The organism is Streptomyces xanthochromogenes, from assembly GCF_014650455.1.
GTDB classification, from domain to species: domain Bacteria; phylum Actinomycetota; class Actinomycetes; order Streptomycetales; family Streptomycetaceae; genus Streptomyces; species Streptomyces xanthochromogenes.
Genome location: NZ_BMUZ01000002.1, coordinates 92,146 through 108,429, shown reverse-complemented (window position 1 = coordinate 108,429; position 16,284 = coordinate 92,146). Strand labels below are relative to the sequence as shown.

Sequence of the window (16,284 nt, the reverse complement as noted above, 5' to 3'; positions counted from 1 at the left end):
CGAAACCCCGCGCACCCCGAACCCCGAACCGGACCCCCGCTACACCTCAAGCGTCGCCGACAGCCGCGCATCCGCCAGCGACGCGCACGCCCGCACCTCGTACTGGCCCGGAACGAACGTCCAGGCCCCCGCCTCCTCGTCCCACACCTCGAACGCCCGCCCGCGCAGCGGGATTTCGACCTCCACGGATTCCCCGGCGGCGGCCGCCACGGAGGCGAAGCCGGCGAGCCAGCGGGCCGGGCGCTCGACCGCGTCGGCGACCGGCGCCAGATAGATCTGGACGGTCTCGCGCCCCTCGCGCGTACCCGTGTTGCGAACCCGGACCTTCGCCTGTGCGGGGGTCACCTCCAGGGACTCGTACTCCCAGCCGGTGTAGCCGAGCCCGTGCCCGAAGGGGTAGGCGGGGGCCACCCCGGCCCGGTCGTAGCCCCGGTAGCCGATGAACAGGCCTTCCTCGTAAGGGAGTTGACCGCCCGTGGGCCGCACCTCGGTGACCGGCGCGTCGGCGAGCCCGGCCGGCCACGTGGTGGGCAGACGGCCGCCCGGTTCCGCGTGGCCGAGCAGCACGTCGGCGAGCGCGGCCCCGCCCTCCTGACCGGGGAACCAGCTCAGGAGCACCGCCGCGACCTCCTCGCGCCACGGAAGCTCCACGGGGGAGCCGGAGTTGACGACCACCACGGTGCGCGGGTTCACGGCGGCGACCGCCCGCACCAGGTCGTCCTGACGCCCGGGCAGTCGCAGATCGCGGCGGTCGAAGCCCTCGGACTCGACGCGGTCGGTGGTGGCGACCACCACCACGGCGAGCTCGGCGTCCCGCGCGGCCTCGACCGCCTCGGCGATCAGCTCGTCCGGGTCGCGCTGCGGGCCGAGGTGGGTGAGCGAGAACATCACCGCGGTGAGCGGGGCGTCGGGCGTCCGGTGCACGGTGTGCCGCAGGGACACCTCGACCGGCTCGCCCTCGTCGAGGTGGACACGGCCGCGCTCGGCCGGGGCGCCGAAGAACGCCTCGAAGGGGTCGGCCGCGTCGCTCATCGCCTGGGCCCCCTCCCACAGGACGCGGCCGCCGACGGACAGCGCGAAGGCGCCGATGCCCCGGGTGCCGAAGGTGTGCTCGCCGCTCTCGCGCGGGGTGAAGGTGCCCGTCACCTCGATGGAGTGCAGGGCCTCGTGGGTCACCCCGGCGGGCAGGTCGTCGCCGATCCACTGGACCTGGCCGCTGGGCAGCGAACCGGTGCCGAGCGCGTTCCCGTCGGCGTCGCGGCAGACGGCCCGGAGCTCGAACCCCTGGTCGGCGGGGGCGAGTTCGTCGCTCGGGTCGGCGCCGACCGTGTACGTCACGACACCCTCGGGCAGCGCGGCGGTCAGGCCGTCGAGCGGGGAGACCACACGCTCGGGGAAGACGGTCGCCGAACCGCCGCCCAGCACACGGGCGTCACGGGCCGCGGCGCCGCTGAGCGCGACCCTGCGGACGCGGGCCGGGTCGGCGGGCAGCGCCTGGCCCTCGTTGCGTACGAGGACGAAGGCGCGGTGGGCGACCTCGCGGGCCAGCGCCTGGCCGTCGAGGGCGGCGGGCGGTTCGGTGACGGCGCCGGGGACGCCGTCGAGGAGGCCGACCCGGGCGGCGAGGCGCAGCACGTTGCGTACGGCGTCGTCGACGACCGCCTCGTCCACGTCGCCCTTGCGGACGGCCGCGGCGAGCGCGTCCCCGTACACGGTCCTGGGCCCCGGCATCGCGACGTCGAGGCCGCCGAGGATGTCGCCGACGGTCGAGCGGGCGGCCATCCAGTCGGACACGATGAACCCGTCGAAGCCCCATTCGCCGCGCAGCACCTCGTTCTGGAGGTGGCGGTGCTCGGTCATCGTGGTGCCGTTGACCTGGTTGTAGGCCGACATGATGCCCCAGGGGTGGGCGTTTTCGACGATGGCCTCGAAGGGCGCGAGGTAGAGCTCGCGCAGCGGACGCGGGGCCACGACGTTGTCGACGGTGAAGCGGTCGGTCTCGGCGTCGTTGGCGACGAAGTGCTTGACGGTGGTGCCGACGCCGCCGCCCTGGACACCGTTGACGTAGCCGGAGGCGATCTCACCGGTCAGGTACGGGTCCTCGGAGTAGCACTCGAAGTGCCGTCCGCCGAGCGGCGAGCGGTGCAGGTTCACCGTCGGCGCGAGCAGGACGTGGACGCCCTTGCGGCGGGCCTCCTGGGCCAGCAGCGTCCCGGCCCGGCGGGCCAGCTCCGGGTCCCAGGTGGCGGCGAGCGCGGTGGGCGAGGGCAGCGCGATCGAGGGGTCCTCGGCGGTCCAGCGGACCCCGCGCACTCCGATCGGGCCGTCGGACATCACCAGGGAGCCGAGCCCGATCTGGGGCAGCGCGGGCAGCGACCACATGTCCTGCCCGGCGAGCAGCCGGGCCTTGGCCTCCAGGTCGAGCTTGCCGAGCGCCGCCTCGACGGCGTCGCTGTAGTCGGGGGTGGAAACGGATGCGCCGGTCACGGCCGTACCTCCTCGGAGAAGTCCGCTGATGGCACCATGGTGACCGGTTTACCTGTAGAGCGGTAGGGTTAGTTACCTGTCCGTGATAATCGAATGCCGTACGGTCCCTCTCGGAACACCGAGGAATCAGCGCGGACCAGCCCGGACCAGCGCGGAACAGCGCGGAACACCGGCGGCACGCCTCACGGCACACCACCGGACCGGCACGAAACGGGGGCGGACATGGCGAGGACCAGGAGCGCCAGAAGCGAGGAGCGGCGCGCGGAGATCCTGCGGGCCACCCTGGAGGTGATCGCGGAACGCGGCTACCGGGGTGCCTCGCTCGGCGCGGTCGCCGAGCGGGTCGGCCTCACCCAGCAGGGCCTGCTGCACTACTTCCCCACCAAGGAGGCCCTGCTCGTGGCCGTCCTGGAGGAGCGGGACCAGTGGGACACCGGCGGACGGCGGGCCTCCCCGGACGGCTGGCGCCTGGAACTGCTCGCGGCCCTCGTCGAGTACAACGCCATGCGGCCCGGCATCGTCCAGACCTTTTCGGCGCTGCTCGGCGAGTCGGTGACCGAAGAACATCCGGCCCGTCCCTTCTTCACCCGCCGCTACACCCAGGTGCGCGAGGAGATGACGGGGGTGCTGCGCGCCGAGTTCGGCGACCGGCTGCCCGGCGGCCTCACCCCGGAACGGGCGGCCCCGCTGCTCACCGCGGTGATGGACGGTCTCCAGTACCAGTGGCTGCTCGATCCCGACGCCGTGGACATGGCGGCCTCCTTCCACGACTTCGTGACGCTGCTGTACGGACCGGAAGGCTCGTCGGGGGACACGCCGGACGTCTCATAAGTCCCTCTATGCACACAGGACTTCCTTGCGAATACTGGGCGCCACCGGACTTCGACGGAAGGATCTGTGGTGGGACGACGTGTACGGGTGGCACAACTGGGCTGTGCGGTGGCGGCGATGACGTTCTGCACCCTGCTCGGCCCGGCCCCCGCCGAGGCCGCGGCCGGGCCCCGGCAGGCCACGGTCGAGGAGCAGCGCCTGGACCGGGCCGCGCCCCAGGAGATCCTGGCCCGCAGCGGATTCGCGGACGCCGCACCGGAGTTCACCCGCGCCATCGGGGCGACGCGGTCCTATGGCGCGGCCGAGCGACTCGTGGAGCGCGCCGGGACACGGCTGTGGCAGCGGGCGGTCGACCGGGTGCAGGGCCGAGGGCCGGCCGGCGGCAACCTGAGCCGCGACGACGACCGCCCGCTGTACTGGGCCAGGCTCGGCCTGACCCGTGAACTCAGGCTCTGGGAACCGAAGTTCGCCCTGTCCGAGGCGCGGCGGGCGGCGCTGATCGACCGCCTTGAGCAGACCTCGCGCGGCCAGACCACCGTCGGCTATCCCGCGGGCAAGGGCTACAAGCGAATCCTGCTGACCGGGTTCGACCCGTTCACGCTGGACAGCGACATCCGGATCAGCAATCCGTCGGGGGCGACCGCGCTCGCTCTGGACGGCACCTGGATCCGCACCGCCGACGGGCAGCGCGCCCGGATCGAGACCATGACGTTCCCGGTGCGCTGGCAGGACTTCGCGGACGGCGTGGTCGAGCGGGCCCTCACACCGGTACTGCCGAAGGTGGACCTCTTCACCACGGTGAGCCAGGGCCGGATCGGCCGGATCGACGTCGAACGGTTCAACGGGGCCTGGCGGGGCGGCTTCCCGGACAACGTGAACGCGTCGAGCACCGGGCAGGTCCCGGTGCGCGATCCGGCGACACAGCCCCAGTGGACCCGTACGACGCTGCCGTACCAGGACATCGTGGCGGCGGACACCGGACGCTTCCCGGTGTACGACCACACCGACGTGACCGAGATCCCGGCCGGCGCGACGGCGCCGGTGGACCGGCCCGACGGTCCGACTCCCGGCTCGGCCGCGCGGGCCGGGGGCGGCGGCGACTACCTCTCCAACGAGATCGCCTACCGGGCCACGCTGCTCCGCGACCGCCTGGGGCTGAGCATCCCCGGCGGCCATGTGCACACCCCGGTCCTGCAGTTCGGGCCCGGCAACACCGATCCGGCGAACGGCGCGGTGACAGACCCCGGGTTCGTACGCAACCGGCTCGACATCGTGGCCCAGATGCGGGCCATCGTGACGGCCGCGGCCGAATAGCAGGCGCGAAGCCCCCGTGGCTCCGCGCACCTCAACGGCGCGCGGACCCACGGGAGTTCACTCGCCGGGCGTGGACCGGTCGGATTCAGGGCCGGGCCGCGCCCCTCCGGAACGACCGCAGGCCGAGCAGTGCGTCGACGGCGAGGAAGGCCACCAGACCCGCCCCGAGCATCGGGACGAACCAGCCGATCACCGACGTCACCACCGCCAGCACGCCCAGGACCGGCAGCGGAACCCTGCGCCAGGCACCCCTGGGCTGCGGGCGGCCCGGGCCGCGCCCCTTGGCCGGCCCGCGCTGCCACCACATCCGGTAGCCCCAGACGATGAGCGCCATCAGCGCCAACGCGAGCGCGGCGAGGGCGAGTTGATTGGGCAGGCCGAGGAGGACGCCCATGTGCGCGTCGACGCCGAACCTGGTCAGCTGCGCGAGCAGCGGATAGTCGGCGAAGCGCAGCACGTCCATGACCCGGCCGTCGGCGGGATCGACGGCCACCGCGTCGAGGTGCACGGGGAACTCGGTGTCGCGCTCGCGCACCACGAATCCCTTGCCCGCACCGGGCAGGCCGATCTGGATGCTCGCCCGCACGCCTTGACCGCGGGCGATCCCGGCGACCTGGTCGAGGGTGAGCGTGGAGGGCGCGGCGCTCGGCATCGCCATGCCTTCGTGGTGCTCGTGTCCCCCGCCCGTGCCGCCGGTGGTCGCCGCGGCGACCGTGGGGGTGGCGCCGCCGAGCCGGTCCTTCAGCTCGGCGATGTTCTCGCCCGCGTACCGCGACCAGGTGAGGCCGGTGGCCGAGAGCAGCACGAGACCGGTCACCGCCCACAGGCCCACCGAGCCGTGCCAGGACAGGGTGCGGCGGCGGCCGGTGGCCGCGCGCTCGGGCCGCAGCAGCCGGAGCCTACGGCGTCGGCCGACCCACAGCAGCAGCCCGCCGAGCGCCACGACCCAGAGCCAACTGGCCGCCATTTCACTGTAGTTGCGGCCCAGCTCGCCGAGCTGGAGATCGGCGTGGAAGGAGGAGAGCCAGCTGCGCAGGGGCAGGGCGCCCGAGCTTCCGGTGCTGACGAGGGCGCCGCGTACGTCGGTGGTGTACGGGTTCACGAAGACGGCGAGCGACTCGTCGTCGGCGAGTCCCGGGGCCTTCATCAGGACCCGGGTGGTGGCGCCCCGCTCGGGCGACGGCCACACCGCGGTCGTCTCGCCCTCGGGATGGGCGGCCTCCGCGGCGGCGACCTGCGCGGTGAGCGGCTGGACGGACTCGCCCACCGGGACCCGCAGTTCGTGCCGGTACAGGATGTTCTCGGCCTGGAAGGACAGGGCGTAGAGCAGGCCGGTGAGAGCGGCCACGAAGAGGAGCGGGGCCACGAGCACGCCCGCGTAGAAGTGCAGTCGCAGGGCGAGCGGCCGAAGTGCCGCCCACAGGGAGGGCCGTGGGGTGGTGGGTGGTGCGGACTCCCGCGAAGGGGTGTCGACGGACATGAGCATCCTGACGGTCGGCGTGGGCATGGGGGAAGGGACCCCTGGCCACGCCGCGCGCGGGATCAGGCGAAGGCGGGGCGGCCGGGGGCCGTGGCTCGGGTGGCTTCCCCGGCCGGTGGCCCCCGCCGGATGACGGCATGGCTGTGCACCGCTCCGCGCAGCCCCGGACGCGGTCGGTGGTGCGGGCGCGGCGCGCGTACGGGACGCGGCGGCGCGGGCACGTGGAGACGTACGAGACGCAGTACCCGCCGCAGCGGGCGGGCGGCGAGCACCCCGAGGGCGCCGACGGTCCGGGCGAGCCGGAACGCGGCGGCCTCGCCGCGCCACAGCCAGACCCCGCAGATCAGCGCGGCCACCAGGTGCGCGGCGAGCATGCCGCCGGACATGGAGTGCGCGGCGGCATCCATCGCCAGGGCGTGCGCCTGGCCCGCGGACGCCGTCATCGACTCCCCCGCCATGCCCGGCATGTCCGCCATGGCGTGCATGTCCCGCATGGCCTGGCCGTCGGGGACGTCCGGCATGAGGTGGGCGTACCGCGCCCCGCACGTCATCGTGGGCATGGGCAGGGGCGTCGGCTCCGACGCGGGCGCGGGCGCCATGCCCGGCATCCCGGCCATCCGCATCGGCATCGGCATCGGCCGGGTCCGCGCGAAGAGGAGGTGCAGGGCGCCCTGGGCCGCGACTTGGCCGCCCGCGATGGCGGCGAGCCCGCGCCGGCGTCCGGCCGCACACCAGGCCACCGCTCCCGTCACCGCGAACGCGGCGAGCAGGACGGGGAGCGGGGGGTCATGGCCGGACATGGCCGCGTGCCCCACCGCCGCCAAAGCCACGCACAGCGCCGCGAACATCGCGGCCCGCAGGGTGCGCAGCGGCGACCGGGCATTCGTCATGACGGCCAGATCATGCCACCGCCGAGCCCTGGGCGGCCCCTCGGGGTCGCGGTGCCGCACGGGAAGGGACCTGCCGAAGTCCCGGTCGCCCGTGGGCGTCTTCAGGCCGTGGGCTGCCCGAGGCCCGGCGCGGTGTCCGCGTCGTCGTCCTCCGCCTCGACGGCCTCGCCGAGCAGGTCCCGCACCATCAGGGTCGCGCCCGCGACGGCCCCCGGCATCAGGAAGACGGCGACCAGCGGGACGACGAAGGCGAGCGCGAGGGGCACGCCGAAGCCGAGGACCAGCAGGCGGCGCGAGCGCAGCAGGGCGAGGCGGGGGCGCAGTTCCATGCCGCGGCGCTGGAGGGCGACCGCGGTCAGCTCCTCCGCGAGGAAGAAGCCGGTGACGCAGAAGCCGATCGCCGGGATCACGCTCTGGCCGATCACCGGGATGAAGCCGAGGCCGAAGAGCAGCAGGCCGTAGAACGCGACCCGGACCAGGATGCGCAGGGAGTCGCGGGCCGATATCCACAGTTCCCGGGCGAGCGAGAGGCCCGACTCGGGCGCCTCGCCGCCGCTTTCGGCCCGGTCGACGTCGGCGGACAGCTTCTCGTAGAAGGGCTGACCGACGAGCAGCGTCACCGCGGTGAAGGAGATCACGGCGAGGAACAGGCCGAGCGCGAAGACCAGCGCGGTCAGGAAGCCGCGGAAGAGCCCGAGCCAGGGCGAGCCCCAGCCGTCGGCGAACGGTGTCGCCCAGCCGACGAAGTCGTCGGCGCCATAGGCGAGTCCGACCAGCGCGCCCACGTACATCACGAGGGTGATGAGGCCGGGCAGCAGGCCGATGCCGAGCGATGTGCCGTGACCGGCGGCCCAGCGCTGCCCCTTGACCAGATATCCGAAGCCTGTCCCTAGATCACGCATGCCGTCGACCCTATCCGGCCGCCGAGGAGCGCGATCCGGCCGTCCTGCGCACCGGCTCGCGCGCGGCGGCACACGCCACCGGTGGGCCTTCCCGGGCAGCGAGGCAGCGGGGAACGTGTGGCCGCCGCGCGCGGCCCGGGGGGTGTTCCTCGCTCAGCGGCCGGCGAACCGGTCGAGCGCCGCCTGGGCCGCCTGCTTCATGCCGGGGTGGCCCAGGCCGTGCCCGGCGTCGTCGATCACCACGAGCTCGCACCCCGGCCACCCTGCGGCGAGCGCCCGGGCCGGATCGGGCGGCGAGCTGAGGTCCTGTCCACCGGTGATGAGCACGCCGGGCATCCCCGCCAACTTTCCCACCCCGTCGACCAGTTGACCGTCGTCGAGCCATGCCGCGTGGCGCCAGTAGTGCGTGACGAGGCGGGCGAAGGTCATCCGGAAGGCGGGGTCGTCGTACCGCGCGTCGCCGAATTCCTCGACCAGGGGCGTACCGGCCGCCCGGACGTGGGTGTCCTCCCAGCGGCACCAGGTGCGGGCGGCTTCCTCGCGCACCTCCGGATCGGGGTCGGCGAGCAGCCTGGCGTACGCGTCGACCACCCGCTCGCCCTCGCGGGGATGGGCCGCGTCGCGGAAGGCGGCCCAGGCCTCGGGGAAGTGCACCCGCACCCCCTCGGTGATCCAGTCCACTTCGGCGCGGCTGGTCGTCGTGACCGAGAACAGAACGAGTTCGGTGACCCGGTCCGGGTGCGCCTGCGCGTACGCCATACCGAGTGTGGCGCCCCACGAGCCGCCGAAGACAAGCCAGTTGGCCATGCCCAGGTGCTCGCGCAGCCGCTCCATGTCCGCCATCAGACGGTGGGTGGTGTTGGAGGCGAGGCCGGTCGCCGCATCGCTGACGGGCGGTGTGGAGCGTCCGCAGCCGCGCTGGTCGAAGAGGACGACGCGGTAGCGGGCCGGGTCGAAGTAGCGGCGCCAGAACGGCCCCGCGCCGGAGCCGGGCCCGCCGTGCACCACGACGGCGGGCTTTCCCTCGGGGTTGCCGCAGACTTCCCAGTACACGAAGTCGCCGTCACCGGTGTCGAGCGTGCCGTGGTCGTACGGTGCAGTCTCGGGAAAGGTCATGCGGGCCAGCATGGCAGCCGCCGCGGGGACCGCGGCCCGGACGGCAGCCGCGGGGCGGGCGGGCCGGCGCGACAAAGGGCCGCGCCTGTCGGGGCGCGGCCCTTCGGTGTCGGTGCCCTGCGGTTACGCGACGGCGAGGTTCACCGTGATGTTGCCGCGGGTCGCCTTGGAGTACGGGCAGACCTGGTGGGCCTTCTCGATGAGGTCCTGCGCGGTGGCGCGGTCCACGTTCGGGATGGTCGCGGTGATCTCGACGTAGATGCCGAAGCCGTCGTCGTTCTTGCCGATGCCGACGTGCGCGGTGACGGTCGAGCCGGAGATGTCGGCCTTCTCGTTGCGCGCCACGACACCGAGGGCGCCCTGGAAGCAGGCGCTGTAGCCGGCGGCGAAGAGCTGCTCGGGGTTGGTGCCCGCGCCGTTGCCGCCCATCTCCTTCGGCGGGTTGACGACGACGTCCAGCTGGCCGTCGTCGGTGGAGACGCGGCCGTCACGGCCGTTCTCGGCGGTGGCGACGGCGGTGTAGAGGACCTCGGACTTCTGAATGGACATGCTGGGGTGCTCCTCCTGGGTACGCGGCCGCTCGCGCCTCACGGCCGCCGGGATGTGGAAAAACCTTATCGGATCGCGGAAACAGTGCGCCGGAGTGTGCGATGGGTCACTCGGCATCGGCCACTCGGTACCGGCTTCCGGTGCCGGTTGCCCGGCGTCGGTTGCCCGCGGCTTCCGCCGCTCGGCACCGGCTGCCGGGTCACCGGTCGCTCGGTACCGGGCGTCCCGGTGGCCGGGCGTCGGCGGCCACCGGCCGCCGGTCCCGGCTCGCCCGCGATCCTCACGGCCGCGTACCCGGGAAGGCGCCGCGTACCCAGGGAGAGGGCGGGGCGGCTACTTGCCGAGCGAGACGACCATCTTTCCGGTGTTCTGGCCGCGCAGCATGCCGAGGAAGGCGTCCACGCCGTTCTCGATGCCCTCGACGACCGTCTCGTTGTACTTGAGCTCGCCGGAGGCCAGCCAGCCGGCGACCTCGCCGGTGAACTGCTGCTGCATGCCGTAGTGGTCGCCGACCAGAACGCCCTTGAGCTGCAGCCGCTTGCCGATGATCATGGCCATGTTGCGCGGGCCGGGAGTCGGCTCGGTGTCGTTGTAGGCCGCGATCATGCCGCAGATGGTCGCGCGGCCGTGCACGTTGAGCGTCGAGATCGCGGCTTCCAGGTGCTCGCCGCCGACGTTGTCGAAGTAGACGTCGATGCCGTCCGGGGCAGCCGCGCGCAGCTGCTCCAGGACCGGGCCGTTCTTGTAGTTGAACGCGGCGTCGAAGCCGAGCTCCTCCACCAGCCACTTGACCTTCTCGTCGGAGCCGGCCGAGCCGATGACCCGCGAGGCGCCCTTGAGCCGCGCGATCTGGCCGACCTGGCTGCCCACGGCACCGGCCGCGCCGGAGACGAACACGGCGTCCCCCTCCTTGAAGGAGGCGACCTCCAGGAGGCCCGCGTACGCGGTGAGGCCCGGCATGCCGAGCACGCCGAGGTAGGCGGAGAGCGGCGCGAGCCCGCCGTCCACCTTGGTGGCGTGCTTGGCGTCCACGTCGGCGTACTCGCGCCAGCCGAGCGGGTGCAGGACGTGGTCGCCGACCGCGAACCGCTCGTCGTTGGAGGCCACGACCTCGCCGACCGCACCGCCCTGCATGGGCTGGTCCAGCTGGAACGGCGGAACGTAGGACTTCGTGTCGTTCATGCGGCCGCGCATGTACGGGTCGACCGACATGAAGAGGTTGCGGACCAGGATGTGGCCGGACGCCGGCTCGGCGACCGGGGTCTCCCGCAGCGCGAAGTCGGACGGCACGGGCCAGCCGTTCGGGCGGGCGACGAGGTGCCATTCACGGCTGGTGGCGGGGAGTGCGGACGAGGTGGCCATGGGGTGCGTCCTCCTGCGAACAAGCGCTGATCGATACATCGGGTGCTTCGGTACGGGTACCCGATGCGGCGCGTGTGCCGTCACCGCGTCGGGCGCCCCGAATACTTCAGGTACTGAAAGAACAATGCGCCGAGATATTTGAGATTGTCAAGTAACTCGGTAGGCTGAGGGGCATGGCCTCTCGCATGGATCCCCTGAGCCTCGAAGTAGTCGAGCTGATCGGCACGGTGGTCGGCCGCTACTACGAGGAGTACGAACGGGCCGCCGCCGAGCACTCCCTCACCGGCGCACAGGCCCGGGTCCTCGGGCTGCTCTCCCTGGAGCCGATGCCGATGCGGCGGATCGCCCAGAAGCTGAAGTGCGAGCCGTCCAACGTCACGGGCATCGTCGACCGGCTGGAAGCCCGCGGCCTGGTGGAGCGCCGCCCCGACCCGGCCGACCGGCGAGTGAAACTGGCCGCCCCCACCCCCGACGGCCTCACCACCGCCACCGCCCTGCGCGACTCCCTGAACTTCGCGAGGGAGCCGCTGGCCGAGCTGTCCGCGGACGAGCGCAGGGTGCTGAGGGATCTGCTGCGGCGGATGCTGGGGAGCTAGCCGGTCCGACCCGCCCCCAAAAGGGCGCGGGGAACCGCGCGACCAGCCCACGACGGCCCGCACGGGACACGCGACGAGGCCCGCGTCCCCGAACGCCGGAGGGTCTGATCAGGTAGCCGACCGCCGACCGCGTCCGGGCCGCAGGGGTCGGGGGCGGAGCTCCTGGCAACGGCGGGTCAGGTGCACCACCACAGGAAGCGCCTGCAGGTCGGCGAGGGGCTCGGACTCGGAGGCGGTGGCGGTGGCGGCTGCTCGGAGGACGGGGGCCCACCGGGCGTGGGCCCACCGGGCTTGGGCGAGCCGGACGCCCCGGGTGAGCCGGAGGGCACCGGCGTGGACGACGGCGAGGACGGCCCGGGGTGCGGCGCGGCCGAGCGGGACGGCGTGGGCGAGGCCCCGGCCGTGTGCGCCTCGACCACGTCCACGTCGCGTGCGGGCGCCCCCGCACCAGGACCCCGCCCGCGCGAGGAACCCGGCTTCGCCGTCGGCGCGGACGGCACCACCGCCGCATCGCCCGACGGCAGCGGCTGGGGGTCGGAGATCTCCTGGTCCTCGCGCACCGCGGAGGCCCGGTCGTGCACCGGCGGCTCCATGGCCATCTGCACGAACCCCACCGCCCCGGCCACCAGAACGAGACCGGCCGCACCGAAGACGATCACCTTGCCCCGCTTGCGCCGGGCCCGCCGTCCCCTCCCGGTGGCGCGGCCGCCCCGGGCACGGCGATGGCCGGTGGGTGCGAGCACCTCCGGGGCGCCGGGCGCGGCACCGGCGTACACCAGGAGCTCGTCTTCGGGCGAGGGCGCCAGCGCCTCCGCGGGTGTTCCGCAACCGGCGCAGGCCAGTGCGCCGTTGAGGTGCCGTCGGCAGGAGTGGCAGTAATCCATGGCCCAGGGAGGCTATGCGGCGGCCGGGAGACAAAAGGGGCCGCGGATGTGTGAATCCTGTGCGGAAGCGCCGCCCGCCGGGCGTGGCCGCGTGACGAATCGCCATGGACCGGGGCGTTGTCAGTGGGGCGGGGCAGGATGGACGTCATGACGGAAACCGTGACGCGGCCGTTCGGCCCGCTGGACTTCCAACTCGTGCTGCTGCGGCGGATGGCCGACCACCAGCCGGGCCTCGTCGAGGACGCCCGGCACGAACTCGGCGCCTCGATCGCGGACATGCGCGAGGCCAACAGACGCTGGCAGGCGATGGTCCGCTCGGCCCGCTCCCGCGGCGCGCTGTCCCGGTACCGCTCGGTGCTCGGCCCGCCCGAGGCGGTCGTGCCGCGCAGGATCGGGGACCTGGACTGCGAGGCCCAGCTGTGGCCGGTGCCGCTCTGGCCGGACCTCCGGTTCGAGGCGCTGGCCGGGCCCGGCGGCGCGGTGTGGAACGAATGGCTGGTCAGAGCCCCCGGCATACCGGGTCCCGAGCTGCGCCGGGAGGAGGATCTGCGCCCCTGGTCGTGCACGGTGGACGAGGTGGCGCGGGCTTTCGCCCCGGCCCGCCCGATGGAGGGCTCGGCGCCGACGCGCCGGCAGCTGTCGATCACCCTGCCCGGCGGCGGCACCCGGGTGGCGGAGTTCACCTGGGGCCTGCTCCAGCGCCTCCTGCCCTGACACCCCGTGAGCCCGCCGCCCGCAGGCCCGCGGTAGGCACCCGAGGACGAGTACGCCGTACGAGGCGGGCCACGAGCGGCAAGCGGTATGCATCCGGGTGCGCGGGCGCACGCCCACGGGACCACAGGCGCACGCACCGAGCACGCGGCACGCGCCGCGGACACCCGCGAGGACCGACGAGAGGCGGGTCGACCTGCGGGGCGTGCTCTTTCTGGCTGGTCGTCAGCCGGCTACTCCCCGACCGGCGCATCCCAGCGCGCGCCGGTCCCCGGGCGGTCGCAAGATGCGAACTAAGTACCGCTCTCGGGAGGATCTGCCGTGACCGTCAGTCTTGAGCAGTTGCGCCGTTGCCATGTCGCCGTCGACCTCGGGGCCGCGAGGACCCGGGTGTACGTCAAGGGAGCCGGACTCGTCGTGGACGAGCCGAGCGTGGCCGCCGTCAACACCCGTACCGGCGCACTCATCGCCGTCGGCGCCTTCGCCGAACAGATGACGGGCCGTACGCCCGACTACATCCGGGTGGCCCGCCCGGTGTCCGGCGGCACCGTCGTCGACATCGAGATGGCCCAGCGCATGCTGCGGCACCTCCTCGGCGAGAAGCTGCGCCGCCAGCTGCGCCGCAAGCCCAGGCTGCGCGCCGCCGCATGCACCCCGCACGACAGCGACCCGCTGGCCCAGCGCGCCGCGATGGAGACCCTGGTGGGCCTCGGTGCCCGCCGGGTCGAGCTCGTCGACACCCTGATCGCGGCCGCCGTGGGCTGCGGGCTGCCGGTCGAGCAGCCCACCGCCACCATGATCATGGTGTGCGGGGCGGCCACGACCCAGATCGCGGTGCTCTCGCTGGGCGCGATCGTGACGGCCGTCCGCATCCCCGTCGGCGGCGAGGCCATCGACCACGCGGTCATTCAACACCTGCGTCACCAGCACGAGTTGATGCTGCCGAGCCAGTCCGTACGCCCCCTGCAGCTGGCCCTGCGCGGCAACGGCCTCACCCCGCAGGGGCCCGCCTCCACCGAGATCCACGGCCGCGACGTCGCCACCGGTCTCGCCCGCTCGGTCCTGGTCGACACGGCCGCCGTGCGCAACGCCATCCACACCCCGCTCACCGCGGTGCTCGACGGCATCGGCAAGGTGCTCCGCGAGTGCCCGCCCGACCTGGTCGCCGACCTCGCCGAGCGGGGCATCATGATGGTCGGCGGCAGCGCCCTGCTGCCCGGCCTCGACCAGATGCTGCGCGACTCCACGGGCATGCCGGTGCACATCGCGGAGCGGCCCGACGTCTGCGCGATCCAAGGCCTCGGTTCGATGCTCGAAGGCCGCATCCAGCCGATGGTCCTCGACCCGCTGGCCGAGTGACCGGCACGACGGGACACGTGACCGCCGCCCGCGTGACCGGCACGACGAGGCGCACGGCCGTCACCGGCGTGACCGGCACGACAATCGCCGTTGCCGCCGCGGCCGGCCGCGGTGAGGGATGCTCGAAGGATGAGTGAAGCGGAGAGCCAGGACAGTGCGGCGCCGCGGCTGCCGATGCTCCTGCAGGCGGTGCTCGGCGTCGGGACGGACCTCGAACTGCGCACCACGCTGCAGCACATCGTGGAGTCGGCGACCGAGCTGACGGACGCCCGGTACGGGGCGCTAGGGGTGATCGACCCCGAGCGCGACGCGCTCACCGACCTGTTCACGTCCGGCCTCAGCGATGCCGAACGCGAGCAGATCGGCCGGTTGCCCGACGGCCGCACCGGGCTGCTCGGCGCCCTCGTCCACGACCCCCAGCCCCTGCGCATCGACGACCGCGAGAGCGACGCCCGCTCGGTCGGTCTGCCGCCCGGCCATCCCCCGATGCGCTCGTTCCTCGGCGTACCCATCCGGGTGCACACCGAGGTCTTCGGCAACCTGTACCTCACCGAGAAGCGCGGCGGCCCCTTCACCGAGGACGACCTGGCGCTGCTGCGGGTCCTCGCCGCGCAGGCCGGCATCGCCATCGGCAACGCCCGCCTGTACGAGACCGTGCGGCTGCGGGAGCGGTGGATCGAGGGCGCGGCCACCGTCACCACCTCGCTGCTCACCGGCGAGACCGCGGCGGACGCGCTGATGAAGGTCGCCGAGCGGGCCCGGCTGCTCGCGGACGCGGCCGCCGGGGTGGTGCTCCAGCCCACCGCGGCCGGCGGCATGGAGATCGTCGCCGCCTCGGCGCCGGACGACCCCGACGACATCGTCGGCACCACGATCGAGCCCGGCTCACCGGTCCTGGTCCAACTCCTGGGCGGGGAGCCGGTGTTCCTGGAGGACTCGGCGACCGACCCGCGGATGACCACGCACGTACGCAGCCGGTTCGGGCCGAGCATGATGCTGCCGCTGCAGAGCGGCGGCAAGCTGATCGGCACGCTCGCGCTGCCCCGCAGGCGGGGCGCCCGCCCGTACACGGCGGTCGACCGGCTGCTCGCCGGCCAGTTCGCCTCGCAGGCCGCCCTCGCCCTGGTCCTGGCCGACGCCCAGCACAACCGCGAGCAGCTCGCCGTGTACGAGGACCGGGACCGGATCGCCCGCGACCTCCACGACCTGGTCGTACAGCGGCTGTTCGCCACCGAGATGATGCTGGAGTCGACCCGGCGCAAGGCCGAGAAGGCCGCGGCCGACGACACGGACGAGATGCTCACCCGGGCCGTCGACGAGCTGGACTCCACGATCCAGGAGGTGCGCACCGCGATCTTCGCCCTCCAGCAGCCGCCCGCCGACGCCCCGACGACCCTGCGCGGCCGGGTCCTGCGCGAGACAGCGGGCGCGGGCGCTCTGCTCGGCTTCCGCCCCTCGGTACGGTTCGAGGGCGCGGTCGACACCCTGGTCGGCGAGCCGGTGGACGCCCAGCTCGTGGCCGCCCTGCGCAGCGCCCTGGCCGCGGCCCATCGCCGGGCCGGGGTGTCATCGGTCCGCGTCGTGGTGGACTCCGGCGCCGAACTCCCCGACGGGCGGCCCGGGGTGCGGCTCACGGTGGTCGACAACGGCATGCGGGACGACGGCATCCGCGGCACGACCCTGACCTGGCAGGCCCCGCTCCACTGACCCCCGCGAGCACCCGGCAGGGCCCGTCGCCATGCCGTGACGGCGCTCACGCCCAAGCCGACTCCAGCGGAACGCGGGGCCGGGTACGGCAGGATG

At 73.6% G+C, this 16,284-nt stretch carries 14 protein-coding genes; 6 read left to right on the top strand and 8 right to left on the bottom strand.

All coding sequences use genetic code 11. From position 1 onward, the window contains the following. Positions 1-39: 39 nt before the first annotated feature. Positions 40-2,487 (bottom strand): beta-glucosidase family protein, encoded by a 2,448-nt coding sequence (locus tag IE267_RS04315; protein WP_229860704.1) that lies wholly within the window; start codon positions 2,485-2,487, stop codon positions 40-42. Between the two features lie 222 nt (positions 2,488-2,709). Between IE267_RS04315 and IE267_RS04310 the strand changes: the two genes are divergently transcribed. Both IE267_RS04310 and IE267_RS04305 read left to right on the top strand, forming a co-directional pair. Continuing rightward, positions 2,710-3,318 carry a TetR/AcrR family transcriptional regulator gene (locus tag IE267_RS04310; protein ID WP_189762218.1) on the top strand — a complete coding sequence of 203 codons (609 nt, stop codon included), beginning with the start codon at positions 2,710-2,712 and terminating at the stop codon, positions 3,316-3,318. A 66-nt stretch (positions 3,319-3,384) separates the two neighbouring features. Next, positions 3,385-4,632 carry a pyroglutamyl-peptidase I gene (locus tag IE267_RS04305; protein WP_373304460.1) on the top strand — a complete coding sequence of 416 codons (1,248 nt, stop codon included), beginning with the start codon at positions 3,385-3,387 and terminating at the stop codon, positions 4,630-4,632. An 85-nt stretch (positions 4,633-4,717) separates the two neighbouring features. Here IE267_RS04305 and IE267_RS04300 read toward each other — a convergent pair whose 3' ends face one another. From IE267_RS04300 to IE267_RS04275, 6 genes are all read right to left on the bottom strand, one after another. Next, complete coding sequence (locus IE267_RS04300; RefSeq protein ID WP_373304459.1) at positions 4,718-6,139, bottom strand: PepSY-associated TM helix domain-containing protein; 1,422 nt, start codon at positions 6,137-6,139, stop codon at positions 4,718-4,720. 35 nt (positions 6,140-6,174) lie between these two features. Then, positions 6,175-7,002 (bottom strand): hypothetical protein, encoded by an 828-nt coding sequence (locus tag IE267_RS04295; RefSeq protein ID WP_229860699.1) that lies wholly within the window; start codon positions 7,000-7,002, stop codon positions 6,175-6,177. A 101-nt stretch (positions 7,003-7,103) separates the two neighbouring features. Next, on the bottom strand, positions 7,104-7,904 hold the full coding sequence (locus IE267_RS04290; RefSeq protein WP_167153451.1) for an EI24 domain-containing protein: 801 nt from the start codon (positions 7,902-7,904) through the stop codon (positions 7,104-7,106). Positions 7,905-8,057: 153 nt separating this feature from the next. Continuing rightward, on the bottom strand, positions 8,058-9,020 hold the full coding sequence (pip, locus tag IE267_RS04285) for a prolyl aminopeptidase (protein WP_189762217.1): 963 nt from the start codon (positions 9,018-9,020) through the stop codon (positions 8,058-8,060). Positions 9,021-9,143: 123 nt separating this feature from the next. Further along, the gene (locus IE267_RS04280) at positions 9,144-9,569 is read right to left on the bottom strand and encodes an organic hydroperoxide resistance protein (RefSeq protein ID WP_100576701.1); all 426 of its coding nucleotides are present in this window, start codon (positions 9,567-9,569) and stop codon (positions 9,144-9,146) included. 333 nt (positions 9,570-9,902) lie between these two features. Further along, positions 9,903-10,931: an NADP-dependent oxidoreductase gene (locus IE267_RS04275; protein WP_167153445.1), complete on the bottom strand. Its 1,029-nt coding sequence runs from the start codon at positions 10,929-10,931 to the stop codon at positions 9,903-9,905. A 173-nt stretch (positions 10,932-11,104) separates the two neighbouring features. On the opposite strand from IE267_RS04275, the gene IE267_RS04270 reads away from it, so the two are divergent. Beyond that, complete coding sequence (locus IE267_RS04270) at positions 11,105-11,527, top strand: MarR family winged helix-turn-helix transcriptional regulator (protein WP_161258298.1); 423 nt, start codon at positions 11,105-11,107, stop codon at positions 11,525-11,527. Between the two features lie 176 nt (positions 11,528-11,703). Here IE267_RS04270 and IE267_RS04265 read toward each other — a convergent pair whose 3' ends face one another. Continuing rightward, positions 11,704-12,411, bottom strand: coding sequence for an SCO2400 family protein (locus IE267_RS04265; protein WP_167153443.1), 708 nt, complete (start codon positions 12,409-12,411; stop codon positions 11,704-11,706). A 147-nt stretch (positions 12,412-12,558) separates the two neighbouring features. Here IE267_RS04265 and IE267_RS04260 point away from each other — a divergent pair, with 147 nt between their 5' ends. The 3 genes from IE267_RS04260 (at position 12,559) to IE267_RS04250 (ending at position 16,188) form a co-directional block, all read left to right on the top strand. Continuing rightward, entirely contained in the window at positions 12,559-13,125 is a 567-nt protein-coding gene (locus IE267_RS04260; RefSeq protein ID WP_189762216.1) for a hypothetical protein, read from the top strand. Between the two features lie 318 nt (positions 13,126-13,443). Beyond that, complete coding sequence (locus IE267_RS04255) at positions 13,444-14,481, top strand: rod shape-determining protein (protein WP_161258290.1); 1,038 nt, start codon at positions 13,444-13,446, stop codon at positions 14,479-14,481. Positions 14,482-14,610: 129 nt separating this feature from the next. Beyond that, a complete protein-coding gene (locus IE267_RS04250; protein WP_189762215.1) occupies positions 14,611-16,188 on the top strand; it encodes a GAF domain-containing protein in 1,578 nt (525 codons plus the stop codon). Positions 16,189-16,284 lie beyond the last annotated feature (96 nt).